Below are 21,329 nucleotides of genomic sequence, written 5' to 3'. Positions count from 1 at the left end.
ATGATGGTTATCGACCAAACCGATATTTGGCTATGGGCGTCCAGGTCCGCAAATTGTCAGGATTCTCCCTCGCCACTGGGCGCCACTATTCATGTGGGCGTTGTCGGTAAGAACGACGCTTCGCCGCAAATTAAATGAACCCTGCGCATGACAGTCCACCTAACGGAAAGACTATCAGGAGGTGACTACATGCAGATCGAGACAACGTGGGTCGTACTGGCAGCCGTTCTTCTGCTTATCGAATTGTGGGCCATTAACCGGTTGCGCAAAAGCGAAGGGAAAGCGAGCACCAAAGGGGTGTGGATGGTGGTGATCGTGTTTGTACCGCTGATTGGCCTGATTCTGTGGGCCCTGACAGGTCCGAAGCACATTACGCACAACCCGGATCCAGCACAGGCCCGACAATAAGGCCAGTGTCCACTTAAAAACTGTGGCGAGGGAGCTTGCTCCCTCGCCACAGATCTTAAGTGGATGGAACCGCGTGCTTCATTGGGCCCTCGAAACTCTATCAGCGCCGAGTCTAGGCGCCTTTGGAGAGGAAACCCCCGATGAACAGTCGACTGCTGCTTTTGATCGCCTGCCTCTGCCCTACCCTGGCCTTCGCCGAAGGCTGCGACGTCCTGACCCGATCCCAAAGCCCTTCCATCCCTGTTGTCGAATCCCACAGCTGCTATGAATACGAAGGCATGCCGGTCAATTCCATTGACTGGTCATGCAGCAACGAAAGCAAAGACATGCTGACCAGCACCAAGAAGAAAGTCGAACAGTGCGCCGATCATTATCAAGCGACCTGCATCGCCACGCTGACCCAAGAATCCCTGGCCAACCCTCATTCCACCAGCAAGGACAAGAACAGCCAGTCGCCGAACATTCCCGACAATGCTCAGGTCACCACGTATTACTACGGTGCGGAGCATATTGAACAGGCGAGAATTGATTGCGAGTCGGGTGGCGGACACTGGAAGGCAAAATAACCACCAGGAGATCGTGCCAGCCATGAGGCGCCATCTCCAGCGAGCCGGCTCCTACAGGCGAATACGTGGCCAAAACATCCCGCGGCTGTCAGAAGTTCGCGGGCGTATTGGCGCTGATGATTTCCGCCTCGTCCTGGCCAATGTTGCGAAAACGGTGCGGCAACGTCGTCGGAAAGTAGTAACCATCCCCGGCGCTCAACACACTGATCTGCCCATCTACGGTCAACTCAACCGTGCCCCGCGTCACCAACCCGCATTCTTCACCTTCTGAGTGCACAATCGGCTCTTCCCCGGAACTCGCGCCGGGTGCGTACTGCTCACGTAGCAAACGCATTTGTCGACTCGGTACGGACGCCCCGATCAGCAGCAGGCGCAGGCCGTGACGGCCGAGATCGGGCTGTTCGTTGGCGCGAAAGACGTATTGGTGCTCGCGCGGCGGTTGGTCGAAGGTGAAGAAGTCCGCGAGGGACATGGGAATGCCCTCGAGCAGCTTTTTCAGTGAACTGACTGAAGGACTGACGCGATTCTGTTCAATCAGGGAGATGGTGGCATTGGTGACGCCGCTACGCCGGGCCAGCTCGCGCTGGGAGAGTTTGTAGCTTTCGCGTACTAGTTTGAGTCGTGAGCCCGTGTCCATGACAGCCTTATGTGCCAATCTGTGAGAGCGAGATTGCTCGCGATTTCAATCTGCAATTCAACATTAAGTTGAATGGGCCAACGCTATCGCGAGCACGCTTGCTCTTACAAGGGTAAGGGAGTGGAGAGCAGGCGCCGATTGCGCCGTTTTCCGGTCCCGGAAACGTGAGAGGCGGCTATTAAATCACGTTTGCCGGTGTTGCTCAGCAGGTTCGACAAAAGGTGGCAAAAACAGTCATTTGCCGTAGTACTGGACCTACTGAGGGAGGTTCTTGCACGGAACCCTGCCCGCCTAAAACCTGTACGGTTTCGATACAGAGCTTGAGCTGAAAGGCCCTTCCCTGCGCCCAGCACTCAAAACAGCAGTGCAAAAAAGTATCAATTCAAGTGCGAGGGATGATTTGTCTCGCCCCCGATTGAAGGCTGTAATCAGTGCACATTCTTCCTGCCTTCGGAAGACACAAAAACAATAACTGTCCTTCTGTAACCCTCCGGGTGCAGAAAAGGAGTGCACGATGCAACCGACTGTAAAAGCTCTGCTTGCCCTCACCTGCATGACCCTCAGCAGCGTCAGCCTTGGCGCCCAGACCCTGACCATCGCCACCGTCAACAACAGCGACATGATTCGCATGCAAAAGCTCTCGAAAACCTTCGAGGCCGAGCATCCGGACATCAAGCTCAACTGGGTGGTACTCGAAGAAAACGTCCTGCGTCAGCGCCTGACCACCGACATCGCCACTCAGGGCGGGCAGTTCGACGTGTTGACCATCGGCATGTACGAAGCGGCACTGTGGGGCGCGAAAGGTTGGCTGGAGCCGATGAAGGACCTGACGGCCAGTTACGCCCTCGACGACGTGTTCCCGTCGGTGCGCGAAGGCTTGTCGGTGAAAGGTTCGCTGTACGCCCTGCCGTTCTACGCGGAAAGCTCGATCACTTATTACCGCACCGACCTGTTCAAGGACGCCGGCCTGACCATGCCAGAGCGCCCGACCTGGACGCAGATCGCCGATTTCGCCGGCAAACTCACCAACAAGGACAAAGAACAGTACGGTATCTGCCTGCGCGGCAAGGCCGGCTGGGGCGAAAACATGGCGCTGATCACCACCGTCGCCAACGCCTTTGGTGCACGGTGGTTCGACGAGAAGTGGCAGCCTGAATTCAACGGGGCCGAGTGGAAAAACGCGCTGAATTTCTACGTCGACACCATGAAAAAATCCGGTCCTCCGGGTGCGTCGAGCAACGGTTTCAACGAAAACCTGGCGCTGTTCAACAGCGGCAAATGCGCGATCTGGGTCGATGCCAGCGTCGCCGGCTCGTTCGTCACCGACAAGACCCAGAGCAAGGTCAGCGACAACGTCGGCTTTACCTATGCACCCCACGAGGTCACCGACAAAGGTTCGGCCTGGCTGTATTCCTGGGCACTGGCGATTCCAACGAGTTCCAAGGCCAAGGACGCGGCAAAAACCTTCAGCGCCTGGGCGACTTCCCGGGAATACGGGGCGCTGGTTGCAGAAAAAGACGGCATCGCCAACGTGCCGCCAGGTACCCGGGCCTCCACTTACAGCGACGCCTACTTGAGCGCCGCGCCCTTTGCCAAGGTCACGCTCGAATCGCTCAAGACGGCGGACCCGAGCCAGCCGACACTGAAACCCGTGCCTTACATCGGCATTCAGTTGGTGACCATTCCAGAATTCCAGGGCATCGGCACCCAGGTTGGCAAATCGTTCTCGGCGGCGCTGATCGGTCAGACCACGGTTGACCAGGCCCTGGCAGCCGCCCAGCAAACCACTGAACGAGAAATGAAGCGCGCCGGTTATCCAAAGTAACCTCAAATCTCTGTAGGAGCCGACTTGCCGGCGATGAACGATGACGCGGTGCGTCTGTGGATTTGTGTCGTCTCCATCGCTGGCAAGCCAGCTCCTACAGGTCTTGCGCCAAGCCGGCGCTTGCTTCTATTGGGTTCTGATCACCATGAGTACTTCAACTGCCAAAGCTCACATGGAAATCCCTCAACCGCTGCGCAAGAGCCGGTTGAGCAATCCCGGCTGGTTTCTGGTCAGCCCTTCGGTGGCATTGTTGCTGCTGTGGATGATCGTGCCGCTGGGCATGACCGTTTACTTCTCGACGATTCGCTACAACCTGCTCAATCCCGGCGAAAACGAGTTCGTCGGTTTGGAGAACTTCACCTACTTCCTGACGGACTCCGGGTTCATGCCCGGCGCCACGAACACCTTGTTGCTGGTCGGTAGCGTGCTGCTGATCAGCGTGGTGTTCGGGGTGTTGATCAGCGCCTTGCTCGAAGCCAGCGATTTTCTCGGGCGGGGCATCGTGCGGGTAATGCTGATCTCGCCGTTTTTCATCATGCCTACCGTCGGTGCGCTGATCTGGAAGAACCTGATTTTCCATCCGGTGTCGGGGATTCTCGCCTACGTCTGGAAACTGTTCGGCGCGCAACCGGTGGACTGGCTGGCGCACTACCCGTTGCTGTCGATCATCATCATTGTCTCGTGGCAATGGCTGCCTTTCGCGATCCTGATCCTGATGACGGCCATGCAGTCCCTCGACCAGGAACAAAAAGAAGCCGCACGCCTCGACGGCGCTGGCCCCGTCGCAATCTTCTGGCACCTGACCCTGCCGCACCTGGCGCGGCCGATTGCGGTGGTGGTGATGATCGAAACCATCTTCCTGCTCTCGGTATTCGCCGAAATCTTCACCACCACCAATGGCGGTCCCGGCTACGCCTCGACCAACCTCGCCTACCTGATCTACAACCAGGCACTGGTGCAGTTCGACGTCGGCATGGCGTCCGCGGGCGGGCTGATTGCGGTGGTAATTGCCAACATCGCGGCCATCGTGCTGGTGCGGATGATCGGCAAAAACCTGACAGACAAAGCCTGAGGCCCGCGCCATGACCCTTCAACAATCCCGTCGTCTGCAAAGCCTGCTGCTGGGCACCCTGGCCTGGGCCGTCGCGATCGTGATTTTCTTCCCGATCTTCTGGATGGTGCTGACCAGTTTCAAGACCGAAATCGACGCCTTCGCCACACCGCCGCAGTTCATTTTTACTCCGACCCTGGAGAATTACCTGCACATCAACGAGCGCAGCGATTACTTCAGTTTCGCCTGGAACTCGGTGGTGATTTCCTTCAGCGCCACGGCCCTGTGCCTGCTGATCGCGGTGCCAGCGGCCTACTCGATGGCGTTTTACGAAACCCAGCGCACCAAGGGCACATTGCTGTGGATGCTCTCCACCAAGATGCTGCCGCCAGTGGGCGTACTGATGCCGATCTACTTGCTGGCCAAGAGTTTCGGTCTGCTCGACACGCGTATCTCGCTGATCGTGATCTACACGCTGATCAACCTGCCGATCGTGGTCTGGATGATTTACACCTACTTCAAGGACATCCCCAAGGACATCCTCGAAGCCGCACGGCTGGACGGCGCCACCCTGTGGCAGGAAATGGTCTGGGTACTGCTGCCGATCGCCAAGGGCGGCCTGGCGTCCACGGTGCTGCTGTCGCTGATCCTGTGCTGGAACGAAGCGTTCTGGTCGCTGAACCTGACCTCGTCCAAAGCCGCGCCGCTGACCGCGTTGATCGCCTCCTACTCAAGCCCCGAAGGGTTGTTCTGGGCCAAGTTGTCGGCCGTATCGACCCTGGCGTGCGCGCCGATCCTGATCTTCGGCTGGTTCAGCCAGAAACAACTGGTCCGCGGCCTGTCGTTTGGCGCCGTGAAATAGACGACCTCCTGTAGGAGCCGGCTTGCCGGCGATGGGGCCTTTGAGACTGACATCGCACTTGAGGCTTTCATCGCCAGCAAGCCGGCTCCTACAACAGCCCGACCGGCTCAATCGAATAACAACATACGGAGGCCCATCACCATGGCCAACCTGAAAATCAAGAATCTGCAAAAAGGCTTCGAAGGTTTTTCCATCATCAAGGGCATCGACCTGGAAGTGAACGACAAGGAATTCGTGGTCTTCGTCGGTCCGTCGGGTTGCGGCAAATCCACGCTGTTGCGCTTGATTGCCGGGCTGGAAGAAGTCAGCGGCGGCAGCATCGAACTCGATGGCCGTGACATCACCGAAGTCAGCCCGGCCAAGCGCGACCTGGCGATGGTGTTCCAGACTTACGCCTTGTACCCGCACATGAGCGTGCGCAAAAACATGTCGTTTGCCCTCGACCTGGCCGGTGTACCGAAAGCTGAAGTCGAGAAAAAAGTCGGCGAAGCGGCGCGTATTCTAGAGCTTGGACCGATGCTCGAACGCAAGCCGAAGCAACTGTCCGGCGGGCAGCGTCAGCGCGTTGCTATTGGCCGGGCAATCGTGCGCAACCCGAAAATCTTCCTGTTCGACGAACCACTGTCCAACCTCGACGCCGCCCTGCGGGTGCAGATGCGACTTGAGCTGTTGCGCCTGCACAAAGAGTTGCAAGCCACGATGATCTACGTGACCCACGACCAGGTCGAAGCCATGACCATGGCCGATAAAGTCGTGGTGCTCAATGGCGGCAAAATCGAGCAAGTCGGCTCGCCGCTGGATCTGTACCACCAGCCCGCCAACCTGTTTGTCGCCGGTTTTCTCGGCACGCCGAAAATGGGCTTCCTCAAGGGCAAAGTCAGCCGGGTCGACGGGCAAGGCTGCGAGGTGCAACTGGACGCCGGCACCCGCATCAGCCTGCCGCTGAGCGGCGCCAACCTCAGCGTTGGCGGCGCGGTCACTTTGGGTATTCGCCCGGAACACCTCGAGCTGGCGAAACCGGGCGACTGCACCTTGCAAGTCACGGCCGATGTCAGCGAACGCCTGGGCAGCGACACTTTCTGCCATGTGCTGACCGCTTCCGGCGAAGCCTTGACCCTGCGCGTTCGTGGCGATCTGGCCAGCCGCTACGGCGAAACGCTAAGCCTGCACCTGGACGCCAATCACTGCCATTTATTCGATGCTGACGGCGTGGCGCTGACCCGCCCGTTGCGCGTCGCTGCCTGATTCAGAGAGCCTGCGATGAAACTCAACAAACAGAATCTGCACCGCCTCGCACCCGAGGTGGTCCTGCCCGGCTACGCCCTGAGCGACACCCGCCAAGGCATTGCGCACATCGGCGTAGGCGGTTTCCACCGCGCCCATCAGGCGTATTACACCGACGCGCTGATGAACACCGGCGAAGGCCTGGACTGGGCCATCTGCGGCGTCGGCCTGCGCGCCGAAGATCGTCGCGCCCGGGATGACCTGAAAAAACAGGATTACCTGTTTACCCTGTTCGAACTCGGCGATAGCGACGACACCGAAGTCCGGGTCATCGGTGCCATCCGCGACATGCTGTTGGCCGAAGATGATGCCCAGGCGCTGATCGACAAACTCGCCAGCCCCGAGATCCGCATCGTTTCGCTGACCATCACCGAAGGCGGCTACTGCATCGACGACAGCAACGGCGAGTTCATGGCCCACCTGCCGCAGATCCAACACGACCTGGCGAACCCGGATGCGCCGAAAACCGTGTTCGGTTTCCTCTGCGCCGCCCTGGCCAAACGCCGCGCAGCCGGCACGCCGGCGTTCACTTTGATGTCTTGCGATAACCTGCCGCACAACGGCGCGGTCACCCGCAAGGCGCTGTTGGCCTTCGCCGGCCTGCGTGATGCCGATTTGCGGGACTGGATCGAAAACCACGTGAGCTTCCCCAACGCCATGGTCGATCGCATCACGCCGATGACCAGCACCGAACATCGTCTGCAACTGGCGGACAAGCACGCCGTGGACGACGCCTGGCCGGTGGTCTGCGAACCCTTTGTGCAGTGGGTGCTGGAAGATAAATTCGTCAACGGCCGCCCGGCCTGGGAAAAGGTCGGCGTGCAGTTCACCGCCGACGTCACGCCTTACGAAGAGATGAAGATCAAGTTGCTCAACGGCAGTCACCTGGCCCTGACGTATTTGGGTTTCCTCAAGGGCTACCGCTTCGTCCACGAGACCATGAACGACCTGTTGTTCGTACGCTACATGCGCGCCTACATGGACCTGGACGTGACGCCGCAACTGTCGCCGGTACCGGGGATCGACCTGACCGAGTACAAAAACACTCTGGTGGCGCGTTTTTCCAATCAGGCGATTGCCGATCAACTGGAGCGCGTGTGTTCGGACGGTTCGTCGAAGTTTCCTAAGTTCACCGTGCCGACGATCAATCGTTTGATTGCCGATCGCCGGGAGACCAAGCGTGCGGCGCTGGTGGTGGCGGCGTGGTCACTGTATTTGAAGGGTGTTGATGAGAATGGCGATACCTTCGTCGTTCCTGACCCGAGGGCGGCGTTTTGTCAGGCGTTGGTGCTGGACGATGTGCTGATTACGCAGCGGTTGCTGGCCGTCGAGGAGATTTTCGGCACGTCGATTCCTAACTCGCCGGAATTCGTCGCGGCGTTTGAGTGGTGTTGCAACAGTTTGAGAGAGGTTGGGGTGACTCGGACGCTGGAGAAGGTTCTGGCCTGAACACTGCTGTGAATTGACTGCCGTTATCGCGAGTAAGCTTGCTCCAGCAGTTCGAATGTCGAGCCACTGATCAATGAACGAAACAAAACCTGTAGGAGCAAGTTTGCTCGCGATTGGCCAACCGAGATCAAACCTGACACACCAAGGACCTGCCATGGCAAACCCACAACTCTTCCTCGGCATCGACTGCGGCACCCAAGGCACCAAAGCGGTCATCCTTGATGCCGTCAGCGGACAGGTGCTGGGCCAGGGCTCTGCCGCGCACAAGCTGATCAGCGGCGCCAATGGTCGCCGCGAACAAGACACCACGCAGTGGCTGGACGCATTCACTCTTGCTACCCGTCGTGCGTTGCTGGCAGCCAACATCGATGGCCAGGACATCCTCGGCATCGGTGTTTCCGGCCAGCAACATGGCTTGGTGCTGCTCGACGATCAAGGCCGGGTCCTGCGCCCGGCCAAGCTCTGGTGCGACACCGAAACCACAGCGCAAAACGATCGCCTGCTCAAACACCTGGGCGGTGAACAAGGCTCGCTGGAGCGCTTGGGCGTGGTCATCGCGCCCGGGTACACGGTCTCTAAATTGCTCTGGACCCAGGAGCAGCACCCCGACGTGTTCGCCCGAATCGCACGCATGCTGCTGCCCCACGACTATCTGAACTTCTGGCTCACCGGCCGCAGTTGCAGCGAGTACGGCGATGCCTCGGGCACGGGTTATTTCAACGTGCGCACCCGCCAATGGGATTTGCAGCTGTTGCGCGACATCGACCCCAGCGGCCGCCTGCAAGCGGCGTTGCCGGAGCTGATCGATGCTCATCAGGCCGTCGGCACGCTGCTGCCGGGCATCGCCGAACACCTGGGCATCAATCCCCGCGCGCTGGTGTCCAGCGGCGGCGGCGACAACATGATGGGCGCCATCGGCACCGGCAACATCAAACCCGGCGCGATCACCATGAGCCTCGGCTCGTCGGGCACGGTGTACGCTTACGCCGAGCAACCGAAAGTCAGCCCGGACGCCGCGGTCGCTACGTTCTGTTCCTCCAGTGGCGGCTGGTTGCCGTTGATTTGCACCATGAACCTGACCAACGCCACGGGCATGATTCGTGAATTGTTCGACCTGGATATCGAGCATTTCAACGCCCTCGTCGCCCAGGCCCCGATCGGCGCCGAAGGCGTGAGCATCCTGCCATTCTTCAATGGGGAACGTGTGCCCGCCCTGCCCCACGCCACCGGCAGCGTGCTGGGCCTGACCATGAGCAACCTGACCCAAGCCAATCTGTGTCGCGCCGTGGTGGAAGGCACGACCTTCGGTTTGCGTTTCGGACTGGACCTGCTGCACCACAATGGCTTACAAAGCCGCAGCATTTGCCTGATCGGTGGTGGCTCGCAGAGCCCGGTGTGGCGACAGATCGTTGCCGACACCATGAACATGAAAGTCGTCTGCCCCGAGCAAAGCGAAGCCGCTGCCCTCGGCGCAGCGATTCAGGCAGCGTGGTGCAAATCCTGGGCAAGCGGGAACGAAGACAGTCTGGCGGACTTGTGCGAGCGTTGCGTGAAGCTCGACCTGGCCAGTGAAACCTTGCCGATTGCAGAAAACGTGGCGGCCACGCGGTTGGCCTACGAACGCTATCAACAGCATGTCGCAACCCTTTAAAGAGCGATCAACTATGTATCTGGTGTGTGGCGAAGCGCTGTTCGACTTCTTCAGTGAAAATGACGTCAGCGGCCTGGCTTCAAAAGTGAATTTCAAGGCGATTGCCGGTGGCTCGCCGTTCAACGTCGCAGTCGGATTGTGCCGCTTGGGCGTGGACGCGGCGCTGTTTGCCGGACTCTCGACCGACTACCTCGGCCGGCGTTTGTTGCAAGTGCTGCAGGACGAAGGTGTGCGCCCCGACTATCTGGTGGATTTCGCCGCACCGACCACGCTGGCGATGGTCGCGGTCGGCGCCAACGGCTCGCCGCACTACAGCTTTCGGGGTGAAGGCTGCGCCGATCGCCAGCTGAAACCCGAGCATTTGCCAACCTTGGGACCTGAAGTGCGCGGCTTGCACATCGGTTCATTTTCGCTGGTGGTGCAACCGATTGCCGATACGTTGTTGGAGTTGGTGCGCCGTGAAAGCGGCAAACGCTTGATCAGCCTCGATCCGAACGTGAGGCTCAACCCGGAGCCGAACATCGAGTTGTGGCGCTCGCGGGTTGCGGCGCTGGTCGAGCATGCCGACCTGATCAAGGTCAGCGATGAGGATTTGAGTCTGTTGTATCCCGAGCAGGACCCAGAGCGAGTGATCGAGGGCTGGTTGCAACAACGTTGTCAGTTGGTGTTCCTGACCCGTGGTGGCGAGGGTGCGACGGTGTTCAGCCGGGTTCACGGTTCATGGTCGGTGCCGGCCAGCACTGTGGACATCGCCGATACCGTCGGCGCGGGCGATACCTTTCAGGCTGCGCTGATTACGTGGTTGACCGAGCAGCAACTGGATTCGATTGAAGGCGTGCGGCAACTGAGTCGCGAGCAGATCGACGGGATGGTCAGGTTTGCCGTGCACGCGGCGGCGCTCACATGCAGCAAGACCGGGCCGGACTTGCCGTATCGGCAGCAGCTCACCTGACGCACGACCTACAGGGAATCAGTCTCTACAAGATCGAAAAGTTGTAGCTGACGATCAACCGCGTCTCATCCACATCGCGGGCATATTTCTCGTAGTTGGTGCGGTACGTCGCATTGCGCAGTCGCAGGCTGACATCCTTGAACGCTCCGCTTTGCACCACGTACTTGAGCTCGCTGTCGCGCTCCCACTCTTTGCCTTCCTGATCGCTGCCCGGCACCTTGATGTGATCACCGTTCACGTACCGGGTCAGGAAACTCAGCCCGTTGATACCAATGGCCTTGAAATCATAGTCATAGCGCAGTTGCCACGAGCGTTCCTGCGCGGCGGCGAAATCGTTCACCTGCACATAGTTGACCAGATACGGATTAGTGCCATCCAGGTACGGCATCGAGTTGTCGCCGTTCATGCGCTGCCAACCGGCGCTGAACGTATGGCCGCTGATGGCGTAAGCGAGCATTCCACTCAGCGCGCGGTTGTCGATGGAGCCGGCGCGGGCATCGCCGCTGTCGGCACTCTTGAGCAGGCGCAGATCGGCCTTGAGCACGCCGCTGCCCAATGGCTGGTTGGCCAGCAAGCCGAGGAAGTGCTGGCGGTAAATGTCTTCCAGTTCGGCGTAGTGATATTGGCCGGTCAGGCGTTCGTTGATCTTGTAATCGAAGCCGTACATGTCGAAATGATCGGCGGTGATGTTGCAGGCATAGCGCTTGTTCTTGCAGTGCACGCGGATGTCCTGGGAATCGGTGGAATCCCGGGCGGTGTATTTGTCCAGGCGCGCCGCCATGAAATTCAGGTCTTTTACTTCTCTGGACGTGAGCATCGCGCCATTGAACAGGGTCGGCAGCAAGCGACCGTCGTTGTATTTGAGCAGTGGCACATCCGGCAGCAAGGCGCCGTACTTCAGCACGCTTTGCGAGACGCGCACCTTTGCGGTCAGCCCGAGCTTGGTGTATTCATCCGCCGAGCCACGCGGATTACTCCCGCTGGACGGCAGCAATCCGCTGTTGCTGCTGTCGGGGCTGGAATCGAGCTTGAACCCCGCCATGCCCAATGCATCGACCCCAAAACCGAGCGCACCTTGGGTGTAGCCCGACTGCAGATTGAGAATAAAACCCTGGGCCGACTCTTCGCGTTTCGAAGCGCCCTGTTCGGTGGAGGTGTGCCCATCACGAAAGTCGCGGTTGAAATACACCGTACGGGATTCGATCTTCGCCGTGGTGTCATCGATAAAACCGCTCGCATGAGCCGGCCCGGTAAAACCGGCGCACAGGACTACAGCGCCGAAGCCGAGTGACTGGCGCGCGGAGATGAACGTAAAAGGGGGACGCATTAAAAACTCCAACAATGCAGCGTCTGCGCCGGGGCGCAATCAGCCAGAAATAGCCCTCATCCGATCCAGTAAATGGGCCGGGCTGAAGTGAACACGCGGGGTGAGCGGCAATGATGGCAGAAGGCTTTTCGATGCTGCAGGCGACTTTAGTCTGAAAAATGACTGTATTTGCCGCCGAACGGTAGTGGCTAAACGACAGGTGGCGTTCAGGCGGTTTAACCAATGCTTAATCGCGCAGTCCAACACTCTACTGGACCGCACGCCCTCAGAGCTCTCTGACGCCCAGTGCGGCAGGTTCGACGCCACGTCGAGCAAACTTGCGTCTGCACTGGAGATCGCCCCATGAACTCGCGCGCCTTGCTTGTTTCAATCGCCCTTGTCTGCGCCTCATCAACCGGTAATGCACAGGCCGATGATCCCACCGCTTCGGCAAATGTACCGTCCTATCACTACGGAATGCCGCTGCACGTGGGCAAAGTGATTGACCTCAGCGAACCCGACACACTGGAATGCGTAGTGGTCACGGCGAAGATGAAGTACATCGACGATCAATCAGGCCAACCCGCAGAGATTGCCTACCGAAAACTTTCTGACGCCTGCCGTTACCAGAACTGACTGAAAAGTCTGAAATAACACCTTCCGGTGTTCGTGAGGGAATTCAGGCGCTATGCTCTAGCGCCTTCCCTCACTGCCGCAAGGATTAGCCATGCAGTTGTCGTTTCGTACATTGTCGACGTTTACCGCCATTTTATGTTTTTTGCTGACGCTGGCCTGGGGCATCACGCCCGACTGGTTGCTGGCCACCTGGGATATTGAATATTCGCTGGCCGCCGGTTTGATCGCGCGACGTATCGCCGTGTTGTTCGCAGCCTTGGGCGTAATGTTTTATCTGGTCCGCAATGAAGCACCATCCGCCACTCGAACTGCATTGACCCATGGCTTTGTGGTGGGCTGCTGGGGGCTGGCAATCCTGGGTTTCGCAGAATGGCTCAATGGCCATGTAGGGCCGGGCATTCTGCTTGCCGTCGCGGTTGAACTGGCGCTAGGCCTGGCGTTTTTCCAGACCCGGCGCATGTCGGTGGAGTTTGAAACGACCGCTTAAAGCACTTTGCGCATTCCTTCGCTATGCCCGGGCTCTGCGTAGTGATTCTGAAGATCGGTACGCAATACAGCTATCAATTCGTTGATTTCACGACAGCCATTGAGTTGCCGGGCATTGATCCCGGTTTTTAATAGATCGAGTTGATCGGTCTCACCATCGGCATAGACTTTTACGGTCATCGATAAATCCGGCGACAGCGTGCATTGACAGCGTTTTGGTAGAAAACTGCTTTCAATTATGTTGCGGAGTTCCAAGGCAGAAAGAAACATGGCGAACCTCTCCTTTTTGCGAGTTTGCCAAATCAACTATCGACGCTGGCTCATATGGAATCCCGGTCAGCTTGAGAAGAGCTACAGCATAAAACATGCCTTGAAACTCGCTGTGCAGCTCATCGGTAAATCAAGGGCTTATTGTAAGAGCTTGTAAGAACGATCATGCAAATTGCGAAACGGGCCTCTAGCGGCCCTGCAAATTGCACACTGAGGTGAAGGGTTTGCATCGTCCGCTGGTGCCGTCGAGAATAGCGCCCAGCCGATCCAGTATCCGCTCACTTCACACATACGCAAGGAGGCATCATGGGTTCATTGTCCATCAGCACCACCGTCGGGCTGATTGCTGTGGCGCTGTCAAGCGTCGTTCACGCGGCAAAACTCGAAGATGTCGCGCCCTTCCCGAAACCGGAACACGGTTTTACCCGCCAGGTCATACACCTGACCCCGCAAACCCGAGAAGAAGACTTTCAGGTCGAGATCCTCGCCGGCAAGACCTTGAAGGTCGACTGCAATCGCCAACGTCTGGGCGGCATCCTCGAAGAGAAAAACCTCGAGGGCTGGGGCTACCCGTTCTACCGTCTGGAAAAAGTCATCGGTCCAATGAGCACGATGATGGCCTGCCCCGACGGCAAGAGCACCCAAGACTTCGTGCCAGTGGTGGGTGACGGTTTGATGCTGCGCTATAACAGCAAACTGCCGATCGTGCTCTACGTTCCCAAGGACGTGGAGGTTCGCTACCGGGTCTGGTCAGCCTCCAGCAAAGTCGAGAAAGCCGTCACCGAGTAGCCGTGAAGCGGACGTAAAGACATCCGCTTTACGGCTGACACGCTTCACGCCGGGTCGCCGCACAACGCGGCGCGCTCGGCCACATGCCGCAAACTGTCGAAATTGATATTGGCGCCTGAATCGATGGCGACGAACGTCTGGCCACGCAAAGCGCTTCTCGCCACGTACTTCTTGATACCCGCCACCGCCAACGCGCCGGAAGGCTCGGTGATCGAGCGGGTATCGTCATAAATATTCTTGATTGCAGCACAGAGTTCATCGTTGCTGACGGTCAGCACCTCATCCACGCAAAACCGGCAGACCTCGAAGCCAAAAGCTCCGATCTGCGCGACCGCGACACCGTCGGCGAAAGTGCCAACGCTTGGCAAAACGACACGCTGATCAGCCTCCAATGCTGCTTTCAAGCAAGCGGAATGTTCCGACTCGACACCGATGATGCGAATTTCTGGCCGAAGGTATTTGACGTACGCCGCGATGCCGGCGATTAACCCGCCGCCGCCCACCGGTACAAAAATCGCATCCAAAGCACCTTGGTGCTGACGCAGGATCTCCGCGGCCACGGTGCCCTGCCCCGCAATCACGTCTGGGTCGTCGAAGGGCGAAACAAACGTCTTCCCGGTTTTTTCCGCCAGCTCGAGCGCGTAGGCCAAGGCAAACGGAAAACTCTCCCCGTGCAACAACGCCTCCGCCCCACGGCTGCGCACCCCGAGCACCTTCAGTTCCGGTGTGGTGGCGGGCATCACTATCGAGGCGTCGATCCCCAGTTCACGGGCGGCCAACGCTACGCCCTGGGCGTGATTGCCTGCCGAAGCCGTGACCACGCCGCGGGCCTTTTGCTCAGTGCTCAGTTGAACGAGTTTGTTGTAAGCACCACGAATCTTGAAGGAAAAGGTCGGTTGCAAGTCTTCGCGTTTAAGCAGGATTTGATTGCCCAAGGCCAAGGACAGCGCCGGTGCTGGTTGCAACGGTGTGCGCACCGCCAATTCATAGACCGGCGCGGCAAGGATTTTTTTGACGTAATGTTCAAGCAGGGTTTGTTGTGCGGGCACGCTGGTCATATTCGTCTCCTGACATTTGATCAGAACCCCGAGACAGAAAATGAAAACCCGCCTCTAGGGCGGGTTGGGTGCTGCAGTCGTGAGCTAGCCCGCCAAATGAGGAATGGCGGTAATAATAATGCTTGGCTGGCAGCGCAATACGATGGAAGTCATGCCCGGAAAGTAGCCGGGCGTTGATGGCAAGTCAATGGTCATTGTTGCGAAGGCTCAACACAGATCCGGTCTCTCTGTTGATTCGAAGATTGCTATCGCGGGCACATCCAGCCCCTTGGTGGGGGGCTCGCCCGCGATGGCGATCTGTCTGTCGTTCAAATTATTTCGCCAAACGCTTGAGCCCTAACACCATCACTCCCGCCCCAATCATCATCGCTATCAAAAACAACGGATAAGAAACCCACCACGGCGATCCCGCCGTCATCATGCTGAACTCCGACATGCCGCCAATGCTCGCGATCAGGTTCAACGGCAGAAACACCACGTTGATCAGCGTCAGCTTGCGCAGCAGGTTGTTCATGCTGTTGTTCATCAGGTTGCCCCGGGCGTCGATGAGCCCGGAGAACACCGTCGAGTAGATCTCCGCCTGCTTGTAGCATTGGTTGTTTTCGATGATCAGGTCGTCGATCAGGCCAATAGCATGGGCGCCAAAGTGTTCCTTTTCTGCATGATTGCGTAGCCGGGTCAGGACCGCGCCGTTACTGTGAATGGCGTTGATGTAATAAATCAGGCTTTCGCTGAGGTTGAACATCTGGATCAGGTGCTGGTTCTGCATCGACGCGTTGAATTTCTGCTGCAATTCCCGGGCAACCAGCTTGATGACTTTGAGGTGACCCAAATAGTGGTGGATGTTGTTGAACAACAGATCGAGCAAGACGTCCAGCGGCGTGTTCAGTGCCTGTCGCCTGCCGAGCCCGTTCAAGGGCGCGTCGTCCGTGGCGATCACCAGCAGGCGATCCGGGCAAAACAGCAGGCCGCAGGACGACACTTCGAAGGCCAGGCTGCCCGCGCCCGAGTAGTTTTCCGGACGTTTCCAGATCAGGAACAAGTTGTCGGGGTGGAACTCGATACGCGAGACCTCGTCAGGGTCCAGGGCCGAGGCCAACGCGTGGTCATCGAGTTTGAAATGGCTATGCAGCAGGTCGCGCTCGGCGGCGTCAGGATTGCTGAATAGCATGACTTCGGCGTCCAGCCGTTCGACCGCGTGCAGTGTCCCCTGAGTCAATTGAAAACTCTGGATCATCGGCCGTTCACCAGGCCTGGCCGCGACGTTTGAGTTCCAGGCGCCGCACAAACTCCTCCAGCACCAATGAATACAGATCGTCCTGCAAATAGGCGTCTTCGATGCCCGCGTCCATGTTCGGGTTGTCGTTGACTTCGATCACCACCACTTTGTCGCCGGACTGCTTGAGGTCAACGCCATACAAGCCATCACCGATCAGGTTGGCCGTTTTCACCGCCAGGTCCACCACGGCCCGCGGCGCTTCGTGAACCGCCAAGGTGCGGCATTCACCGTTGATGTCCTGGCCCTTGGCCTTGTGGTTGTAGATTTGCCAATGGCCCTTGGACATGAAGTATTGGCAGGCAAAAATCGGCTTTCGGTTGAGCACGCCAATGCGCCAGTCGTACTCGGTGTAGAAGAACTCCTGAGCCAGCAACAGCACCGAGTGTTCGAACAGTTCGGCGGTGGCTTCGAGCAGGGCCTGTTGGCTCTCAACCTTGATCACGCCCCGGGAGAAACAGCCGTCAGGGATCTTCAGCACCAACGGAAAACCCAGACGCTCGCCGACGCGCTCGAAGTCCTCGGGTCGTTCCTTGTAGAGGATTTCGGTGGCGGGCATGCCCAATTGGTGGCTCTTGAGCAGGTCAGTCAGATAGACCTTGTTGGTGCAGCGCAGGATCGATGCCGGGTCGTCCATCACCACCAGCCCTTCACTCTCGGCTTTCTTGGCGAAGCGGTAGGTGTGGTTGTCGACACTGGTGGTTTCGCGAATCAACAAGCCGTCGTACTCGGCAATCCGCGCATAGTCCTTGCGCTCGATCAATTCGACGTCGATGCCCAGCGTCCTGCCGACCCTGACGAAATTGTCCAGCGCCTTGGGATTTGACGGCGGCAAGGCTTCTTGAGGATCGTGCAGGATCGCCAGGTCGTAACGTGCCAACCGCTTAGAGCGTGGCATACGCCAGATCTTGCGACTGAAACTGTCGAGCGAGTTGGCAAATTGATCTTCCTGGTCTTCGCGCAACTTATGCAGCGCACCAAACTTAATGCCTTCTATATGCCAGCCGTTCGTTCGACGAAACTCAACCAGCAAAATCGGACAGGCAAAGATTTCAAATAACTGCCGCGCCAATTCCTGTAATGGCTCGATGTTGGTCTTGCCAAAATATAACGTCAGGGTGAAACCTTCGGTATCGCTGTAAACATGATGACTGAGGGCTTTTTCCAGGTTTTTATCCAGATCATCCAGAGCCAGGCCGTACAGGGATTTGCGCGTCAGTTCGCTGATGGTCCGTACCGACGGAATGACCTTGTGCCCTCGGGCTTCGGCCAGCAAAGAGCAGTAATAACCGTGGCCCAGGTACTTGTAGCTGCGACACAGGTTAATCACCTGAACGCGTTTGCCTTGCTCGTTGTCGCGGGTTTGTTCGAGGTATTCCTGGGCCGTGACGATGTCTTCGCTGGGAAAATAGGAAGCCCAGTCTTCCTTGCGTTCGACGATGATAATTAACTGACTGGAAGTTCTAAGAGTGTCATTTAAAAAAGTTGCCGCCGTTAAAGTTTGCTCTGATACTTCGCGCCAATGACTTTGTACCGCTGACATAGTGATTGATCCGTTGGAGAACAAGACCTTTCCTATTAAGCACGAACTTTTTTGAAAGTCCCGTTTCATTACGCAACTTTTACGGTGGTTATATGAATCTGGTTTTTCGTTTGGCGGTCATTGAAGACTTACCGGCACTGCTCAAGCTTGAAGAACAATGCTTCACCACGGACCGGCTCAACCGTCGCAGCTTTCGGTGGATGATTGCCCATGCACACGGGCAGTTGCTGGTGGCGCAGCGCGGGGAGCACCTGGCGGGTTATGCCGTGGTGCTTTTTCATCGAGGAACATCAGCGGCGCGGCTGTATTCGATTGCGATTGATGCCCAAGCGCGGGGCTGTGGGTTGGGAAAGCAATTGCTCGAGCGCATTGAAGCGTCAGCACAGGAGCACGGTCGCGCTTGTTTGCGCCTTGAAGTGCGTATCGACAACCCGAAGGCGATTGCCTTGTATGAACGCAACGGCTATCAGCGCTTCGCGTTAATTCATGACTATTACCAGGATCACGCCGACGCACTGCGCCTGGAAAAACGCATCGGGCCAGCCATGGGGTAAACCTGTGGCGAGGGAGCTTGCTCCCTCGCCACAAAAGCGATGGTTACTTCAGGCCTATCTTGTAAAGTCCACCGTTCTCTTCATCGGTCAGCACATACAAATAACCATCGGGCCCTTGTCGCACATCGCGAATGCGTTTTTTGAATTCACCCAACAGGCGTTCTTCGTGAACCACCTTGTCGCCATCGAACTGTAGTCGGATCAGCTCCCGGGTAACAAGGGCACCAATAAACGCGTTGTGCTGCCAGACCTTGAAGCGATCGCCATCGTAGAACGCCAGGCCACTGAGACCGGGGGACTTCTCCCAGACATGGTGCGGCCCAACCGTGCCTTCAGCGGTTTTGCCCTTGGCTTCCGGGATCGGCTGGCCGGAGTAGTTGATGCCGTGGGTAGCCAGGGGCCAACCGTAATTCTTGCCGCGTTCGATGATGTTGACTTCATCACCCCCTAAGGGACCGTGTTCGTCTTCCCAGAGGGTGCCGGTCCAGGGGTTTAGCGCCGCGCCCTGCGGATTGCGAACGCCGTAAGCCCATATTTCCGGGCGCACGCCGGCCTGGCCGACAAAGGGGTTGTCATCGGGCACCTTGCCGTCTGGATAGATCCTCGCGACCTTGCCCTGCAGCTTGTCGAGGTCCTGTGCGGTGGGCCGGTCGTTGTTTTCTCCCAAGGTCACAAACAGATAGCCGTCCCGGTCGAACACCAGGCGTGAACCGAAATGATTGCCGGTCGAGAGCTTGGGCTCCTGTCGGAGAATCACCCGAAAGTCCTTCAGCGTCGTCACGTCTTCAGATAAACGTCCGCGGCCGACCGCAGTCCCTGCCTTGTCCCCCTGCCCACCGCCCTCAGCGAAGGTCAGGTAAACCATGCGGTCTTGCTTGAAGTCTGGAGACAGCGCTACGTCCAGCAAACCGCCCTGTGCGTTGGCCCAGACCTTGGGTACGCCGTTGATCGGCGCTGACAATTTGCCGTCAGCCGTTACCACGCGCAGGTTGCCCGGACGCTCGGTCACCAGCATGCCCTGGCGGTCTGGCAGAAATGCCAATGCCCACGGGTGCTCCAGACCTGTTGCGATCGGCGTGACCTCAAGCGTGCCCTGCTCGCTCTGCATCTCCAAAGCAAGGGCCGGGAATGTGATGGTCATCAGGGCGCTGGCGCAGAAAGTGGCCAATAGGGTTTTACGCAACATGTACGATTCCTTTTGTCATGAGGTGGGTCGACAGATCTGTAGGCCTACCGTTCAAGGACTGCGGGGAGGCGGATTGGGAATGAATTTCGGTGCGCTGGCGGGGGCCGGGCTACCTTGCGGGTAGCGGTTGCCAATGCCGCCGTTATCGAGAGTTGGCGGCCGTGGCACCGGTACGGTGTTCGGACCACGTATGGCCGGGGCGCTGGGCTGGGTGCCTTGCATGCTGTTGGGATTGGCCCGGCGGATCGGGCTGTTATAGGGATTGTTATTTGTGCTGCCCGGCAGGTTCTGCGCCATGTATAACCGTGCGCCTGGCGAGACGACCTCGGCCTGAGCCCAAGGACCGAATACGCCGCTCAAAGCCAGCACGATAAGGCCAGGTACGTATCGGTTCATGGGGGAGCCTCTCGACGTGTGCGTGAATGGAGTCTTTGATAGCACGCTACGCCTGGGGTTCGGATTTGTTAACCCAAACGTTCCAGGGAAGATGTAACACAACGTTGGTCCACTGCCAGGACCGGGCTGCAGGCCGCTGAAACTTTTGTTCGAGGCGACAGGTCACCTGAACATCACTCTTGGGAAGACGACCATGGCACGGGCAATCTGGAAAGGCGCAATCAGTTTCGGGCTGGTGCATATTCCTGTGGCGCTGGTTTCGGCGACGTCTTCGCAGGGGGTGGATTTCGACTGGCTCGATAGCCGCAGCATGGATCCGGTGGGCTATAAACGTGTCAATAAGGTCACCGGCAAGGAAGTCACCAAGGAGCACATCGTCAAAGGCGTGCAATACGAAAAGGGCCGCTATGTGGTGCTCAGCGAAGAGGAGATTCGCTCGGCGCATCCCCTGTCGACCCAGACCATCGATATTTTCGCCTTTGTCGACAGCGAGCAAATCCCGCTGCAAAACATTGATACCCCCTACTACCTGGCGCCGGACAAGCGCGGTGGCAAGGTTTACGCTCTCTTGCGCGAAACCCTGACTAAAACCAACAAAGTCGCACTGGCCCGCGTAGTGCTGCATACCCGCCAATATCTGGCGGCCTTGATGCCGATGGAATCGGCCATGGTCCTGGTGAAACTGCGCTGGCCAGCGGAAGTCCGCAGTCTGGATGAGTTGGCGTTGGGCCCCGACGTGACCAAGGCCGAGCTGGCCAAAGGCGAACTGGACATGGCCAAGCGTTTGGTCCAGGACATGACCGTCGAATGGTCACCGGACGATTACCGGGATGAATTCGAAGAGAAGATCATGGCGTTGGTGGACAAAAAAGCCCATGAAGGAAAGATTGAAGATGTTGAGACGGCTACTGGCGAAGAGGAACGCAAGACAGCGGATGTTATTGATTTGACCGAGTTGCTCAAACGTAGCCTGGGTGGCAAGGGGGCGACCAAGGCATCTGCCAAGACCAAATCGACGGCCAAGCCGGCGGCGAGGAAAAAAGTCAGTAAATAATGCGTTGGATGTTCTGGCCTTATCGCTGGCAAGCCAGCTCCTACAGAGAGATGTGATTGACACAAATCTGTAGGAGCGGGCTTGCCAGCG

21 protein-coding genes and 1 pseudogene are annotated in these 21,329 nt (G+C 58.1%); 14 read left to right on the top strand and 8 right to left on the bottom strand.

Going from position 1 to position 21,329, the window contains the following annotated elements:
• Window positions 1-189 precede the first annotated feature (189 nt).
• Entirely contained in the window at window positions 190-408 is a 219-nt protein-coding gene (locus ABVN21_RS08725) for a PLD nuclease N-terminal domain-containing protein (RefSeq protein ID WP_339555694.1), read from the top strand.
• Window positions 409-548: 140 nt separating this feature from the next.
• Window positions 549-974 (top strand): hypothetical protein, encoded by a 426-nt coding sequence (locus ABVN21_RS08720; RefSeq protein ID WP_339555695.1) that lies wholly within the window; start codon window positions 549-551, stop codon window positions 972-974.
• 88 nt (window positions 975-1,062) lie between these two features.
• Here ABVN21_RS08720 and ABVN21_RS08715 read toward each other — a convergent pair whose 3' ends face one another.
• Entirely contained in the window at window positions 1,063-1,611 is a 549-nt protein-coding gene (locus ABVN21_RS08715) for a cupin domain-containing protein (RefSeq protein ID WP_339555696.1), read from the bottom strand.
• Between the two features lie 514 nt (window positions 1,612-2,125).
• Between ABVN21_RS08715 and ABVN21_RS08710 the strand changes: the two genes are divergently transcribed.
• The 7 genes from ABVN21_RS08710 to ABVN21_RS08680 all read left to right on the top strand — a co-directional run bounded on the left by ABVN21_RS08710 (window position 2,126) and on the right by ABVN21_RS08680 (window position 10,685).
• Window positions 2,126-3,436, top strand: coding sequence for a sugar ABC transporter substrate-binding protein (locus tag ABVN21_RS08710; RefSeq protein ID WP_339555697.1), 1,311 nt, complete (start codon window positions 2,126-2,128; stop codon window positions 3,434-3,436).
• A gap of 172 nt (window positions 3,437-3,608) precedes the next feature.
• On the top strand, window positions 3,609-4,508 hold the full coding sequence (locus ABVN21_RS08705; protein ID WP_339555765.1) for a sugar ABC transporter permease: 900 nt from the start codon (window positions 3,609-3,611) through the stop codon (window positions 4,506-4,508).
• 10 nt (window positions 4,509-4,518) lie between these two features.
• The gene (locus ABVN21_RS08700; protein WP_339555698.1) at window positions 4,519-5,349 is read left to right on the top strand and encodes a carbohydrate ABC transporter permease; all 831 of its coding nucleotides are present in this window, start codon (window positions 4,519-4,521) and stop codon (window positions 5,347-5,349) included.
• A gap of 141 nt (window positions 5,350-5,490) precedes the next feature.
• Window positions 5,491-6,594 (top strand): sn-glycerol-3-phosphate ABC transporter ATP-binding protein UgpC, encoded by a 1,104-nt coding sequence (ugpC, locus tag ABVN21_RS08695; protein ID WP_339555699.1) that lies wholly within the window; start codon window positions 5,491-5,493, stop codon window positions 6,592-6,594.
• Window positions 6,595-6,609: 15 nt separating this feature from the next.
• Window positions 6,610-8,082: a mannitol dehydrogenase family protein gene (locus tag ABVN21_RS08690; protein WP_339555700.1), complete on the top strand. Its 1,473-nt coding sequence runs from the start codon at window positions 6,610-6,612 to the stop codon at window positions 8,080-8,082.
• Between the two features lie 154 nt (window positions 8,083-8,236).
• Entirely contained in the window at window positions 8,237-9,733 is a 1,497-nt protein-coding gene (xylB, locus tag ABVN21_RS08685; RefSeq protein ID WP_339555701.1) for a xylulokinase, read from the top strand.
• A gap of 13 nt (window positions 9,734-9,746) precedes the next feature.
• Window positions 9,747-10,685: a carbohydrate kinase gene (locus tag ABVN21_RS08680; protein ID WP_339555702.1), complete on the top strand. Its 939-nt coding sequence runs from the start codon at window positions 9,747-9,749 to the stop codon at window positions 10,683-10,685.
• A 25-nt stretch (window positions 10,686-10,710) separates the two neighbouring features.
• On the opposite strand, the gene ABVN21_RS08675 is transcribed toward ABVN21_RS08680, so the two are convergent.
• On the bottom strand, window positions 10,711-12,012 hold the full coding sequence (locus ABVN21_RS08675) for an OprD family porin (RefSeq protein WP_339555703.1): 1,302 nt from the start codon (window positions 12,010-12,012) through the stop codon (window positions 10,711-10,713).
• Window positions 12,013-12,354: 342 nt separating this feature from the next.
• On the opposite strand from ABVN21_RS08675, the gene ABVN21_RS08670 reads away from it, so the two are divergent.
• Together ABVN21_RS08670 and ABVN21_RS08665 are read left to right on the top strand one after the other, a co-directional pair.
• Window positions 12,355-12,627: a DUF2790 domain-containing protein gene (locus ABVN21_RS08670; RefSeq protein ID WP_339555704.1), complete on the top strand. Its 273-nt coding sequence runs from the start codon at window positions 12,355-12,357 to the stop codon at window positions 12,625-12,627.
• Between the two features lie 91 nt (window positions 12,628-12,718).
• A complete protein-coding gene (locus ABVN21_RS08665; protein ID WP_339555705.1) occupies window positions 12,719-13,114 on the top strand; it encodes a hypothetical protein in 396 nt (131 codons plus the stop codon).
• On the opposite strand, the gene ABVN21_RS08660 is transcribed toward ABVN21_RS08665, so the two are convergent.
• Entirely contained in the window at window positions 13,111-13,383 is a 273-nt protein-coding gene (locus ABVN21_RS08660) for a DUF1652 domain-containing protein (protein ID WP_339555706.1), read from the bottom strand. The genes ABVN21_RS08665 and ABVN21_RS08660 overlap by 4 nt on opposite strands.
• 306 nt (window positions 13,384-13,689) lie before the next feature.
• On the opposite strand from ABVN21_RS08660, the gene eco reads away from it, so the two are divergent.
• Window positions 13,690-14,172, top strand: a complete 483-nt coding sequence (eco, locus tag ABVN21_RS08655) for a serine protease inhibitor ecotin (RefSeq protein WP_339555707.1) — start codon at window positions 13,690-13,692, stop codon at window positions 14,170-14,172.
• Window positions 14,173-14,216: 44 nt separating this feature from the next.
• Here eco and ilvA read toward each other — a convergent pair whose 3' ends face one another.
• From ilvA to ABVN21_RS08640, 3 genes are all read right to left on the bottom strand, one after another.
• Window positions 14,217-15,230 carry a threonine ammonia-lyase, biosynthetic gene (gene ilvA / locus ABVN21_RS08650; RefSeq protein WP_339555708.1) on the bottom strand — a complete coding sequence of 338 codons (1,014 nt, stop codon included), beginning with the start codon at window positions 15,228-15,230 and terminating at the stop codon, window positions 14,217-14,219.
• A gap of 313 nt (window positions 15,231-15,543) precedes the next feature.
• The gene (locus tag ABVN21_RS08645; protein ID WP_339555709.1) at window positions 15,544-16,467 is read right to left on the bottom strand and encodes a magnesium transporter CorA family protein; all 924 of its coding nucleotides are present in this window, start codon (window positions 16,465-16,467) and stop codon (window positions 15,544-15,546) included.
• A 7-nt stretch (window positions 16,468-16,474) separates the two neighbouring features.
• On the bottom strand, window positions 16,475-18,049 hold the full coding sequence (locus tag ABVN21_RS08640) for a RimK family protein (RefSeq protein WP_339555710.1): 1,575 nt from the start codon (window positions 18,047-18,049) through the stop codon (window positions 16,475-16,477).
• Window positions 18,050-18,141: 92 nt separating this feature from the next.
• Between ABVN21_RS08640 and rimI the strand changes: the two are divergent.
• Window positions 18,142-18,585, top strand: a pseudogene (gene rimI, locus ABVN21_RS08635) (ribosomal protein S18-alanine N-acetyltransferase); the annotation flags it as partial.
• A gap of 61 nt (window positions 18,586-18,646) precedes the next feature.
• On the opposite strand, the gene ABVN21_RS08630 reads toward rimI, so the two are convergent.
• On the bottom strand, window positions 18,647-19,789 hold the full coding sequence (locus tag ABVN21_RS08630) for a PQQ-dependent sugar dehydrogenase (protein ID WP_339555711.1): 1,143 nt from the start codon (window positions 19,787-19,789) through the stop codon (window positions 18,647-18,649).
• Between the two features lie 51 nt (window positions 19,790-19,840).
• Window positions 19,841-20,185: a hypothetical protein gene (locus ABVN21_RS08625; RefSeq protein WP_339555712.1), complete on the bottom strand. Its 345-nt coding sequence runs from the start codon at window positions 20,183-20,185 to the stop codon at window positions 19,841-19,843.
• 193 nt (window positions 20,186-20,378) lie between these two features.
• On the opposite strand from ABVN21_RS08625, the gene ABVN21_RS08620 reads away from it, so the two are divergent.
• Window positions 20,379-21,239: a Ku protein gene (locus tag ABVN21_RS08620; protein ID WP_339555713.1), complete on the top strand. Its 861-nt coding sequence runs from the start codon at window positions 20,379-20,381 to the stop codon at window positions 21,237-21,239.
• Window positions 21,240-21,329: the final 90 nt, after the last annotated feature.

This window comes from Pseudomonas sp. MYb327, assembly GCF_040438925.1.
In the GTDB taxonomy this organism is placed as follows: domain Bacteria; phylum Pseudomonadota; class Gammaproteobacteria; order Pseudomonadales; family Pseudomonadaceae; genus Aquipseudomonas.
The sequence above is the reverse complement of the archived record's forward strand: the minus strand, read 5'-3'. Positions and strand labels throughout refer to the sequence as shown.

Coding starts and splice junctions, on each gene's coding strand:
- ABVN21_RS08725 (WP_339555694.1), top strand. CDS start 190: ATGCAGATCGAGACAACGTGGGTCGTACTGGCAGCCGTTCTTCTGCTT.
- ABVN21_RS08720 (WP_339555695.1), top strand. CDS start 549: ATGAACAGTCGACTGCTGCTTTTGATCGCCTGCCTCTGCCCTACCCTG.
- ABVN21_RS08715 (WP_339555696.1), bottom strand. CDS start 1,611: ATGGACACGGGCTCACGACTCAAACTAGTACGCGAAAGCTACAAACTC.
- ABVN21_RS08710 (WP_339555697.1), top strand. CDS start 2,126: ATGCAACCGACTGTAAAAGCTCTGCTTGCCCTCACCTGCATGACCCTC.
- ABVN21_RS08705 (WP_339555765.1), top strand. CDS start 3,609: ATGGAAATCCCTCAACCGCTGCGCAAGAGCCGGTTGAGCAATCCCGGC.
- ABVN21_RS08700 (WP_339555698.1), top strand. CDS start 4,519: ATGACCCTTCAACAATCCCGTCGTCTGCAAAGCCTGCTGCTGGGCACC.
- ugpC (WP_339555699.1), top strand. CDS start 5,491: ATGGCCAACCTGAAAATCAAGAATCTGCAAAAAGGCTTCGAAGGTTTT.
- ABVN21_RS08690 (WP_339555700.1), top strand. CDS start 6,610: ATGAAACTCAACAAACAGAATCTGCACCGCCTCGCACCCGAGGTGGTC.
- xylB (WP_339555701.1), top strand. CDS start 8,237: ATGGCAAACCCACAACTCTTCCTCGGCATCGACTGCGGCACCCAAGGC.
- ABVN21_RS08680 (WP_339555702.1), top strand. CDS start 9,747: ATGTATCTGGTGTGTGGCGAAGCGCTGTTCGACTTCTTCAGTGAAAAT.
- ABVN21_RS08675 (WP_339555703.1), bottom strand. CDS start 12,012: ATGCGTCCCCCTTTTACGTTCATCTCCGCGCGCCAGTCACTCGGCTTC.
- ABVN21_RS08670 (WP_339555704.1), top strand. CDS start 12,355: ATGAACTCGCGCGCCTTGCTTGTTTCAATCGCCCTTGTCTGCGCCTCA.
- ABVN21_RS08665 (WP_339555705.1), top strand. CDS start 12,719: ATGCAGTTGTCGTTTCGTACATTGTCGACGTTTACCGCCATTTTATGT.
- ABVN21_RS08660 (WP_339555706.1), bottom strand. CDS start 13,383: ATGTTTCTTTCTGCCTTGGAACTCCGCAACATAATTGAAAGCAGTTTT.
- eco (WP_339555707.1), top strand. CDS start 13,690: ATGGGTTCATTGTCCATCAGCACCACCGTCGGGCTGATTGCTGTGGCG.
- ilvA (WP_339555708.1), bottom strand. CDS start 15,230: ATGACCAGCGTGCCCGCACAACAAACCCTGCTTGAACATTACGTCAAA.
- ABVN21_RS08645 (WP_339555709.1), bottom strand. CDS start 16,467: ATGATCCAGAGTTTTCAATTGACTCAGGGGACACTGCACGCGGTCGAA.
- ABVN21_RS08640 (WP_339555710.1), bottom strand. CDS start 18,049: ATGTCAGCGGTACAAAGTCATTGGCGCGAAGTATCAGAGCAAACTTTA.
- ABVN21_RS08630 (WP_339555711.1), bottom strand. CDS start 19,789: ATGTTGCGTAAAACCCTATTGGCCACTTTCTGCGCCAGCGCCCTGATG.
- ABVN21_RS08625 (WP_339555712.1), bottom strand. CDS start 20,185: ATGAACCGATACGTACCTGGCCTTATCGTGCTGGCTTTGAGCGGCGTA.
- ABVN21_RS08620 (WP_339555713.1), top strand. CDS start 20,379: ATGGCACGGGCAATCTGGAAAGGCGCAATCAGTTTCGGGCTGGTGCAT.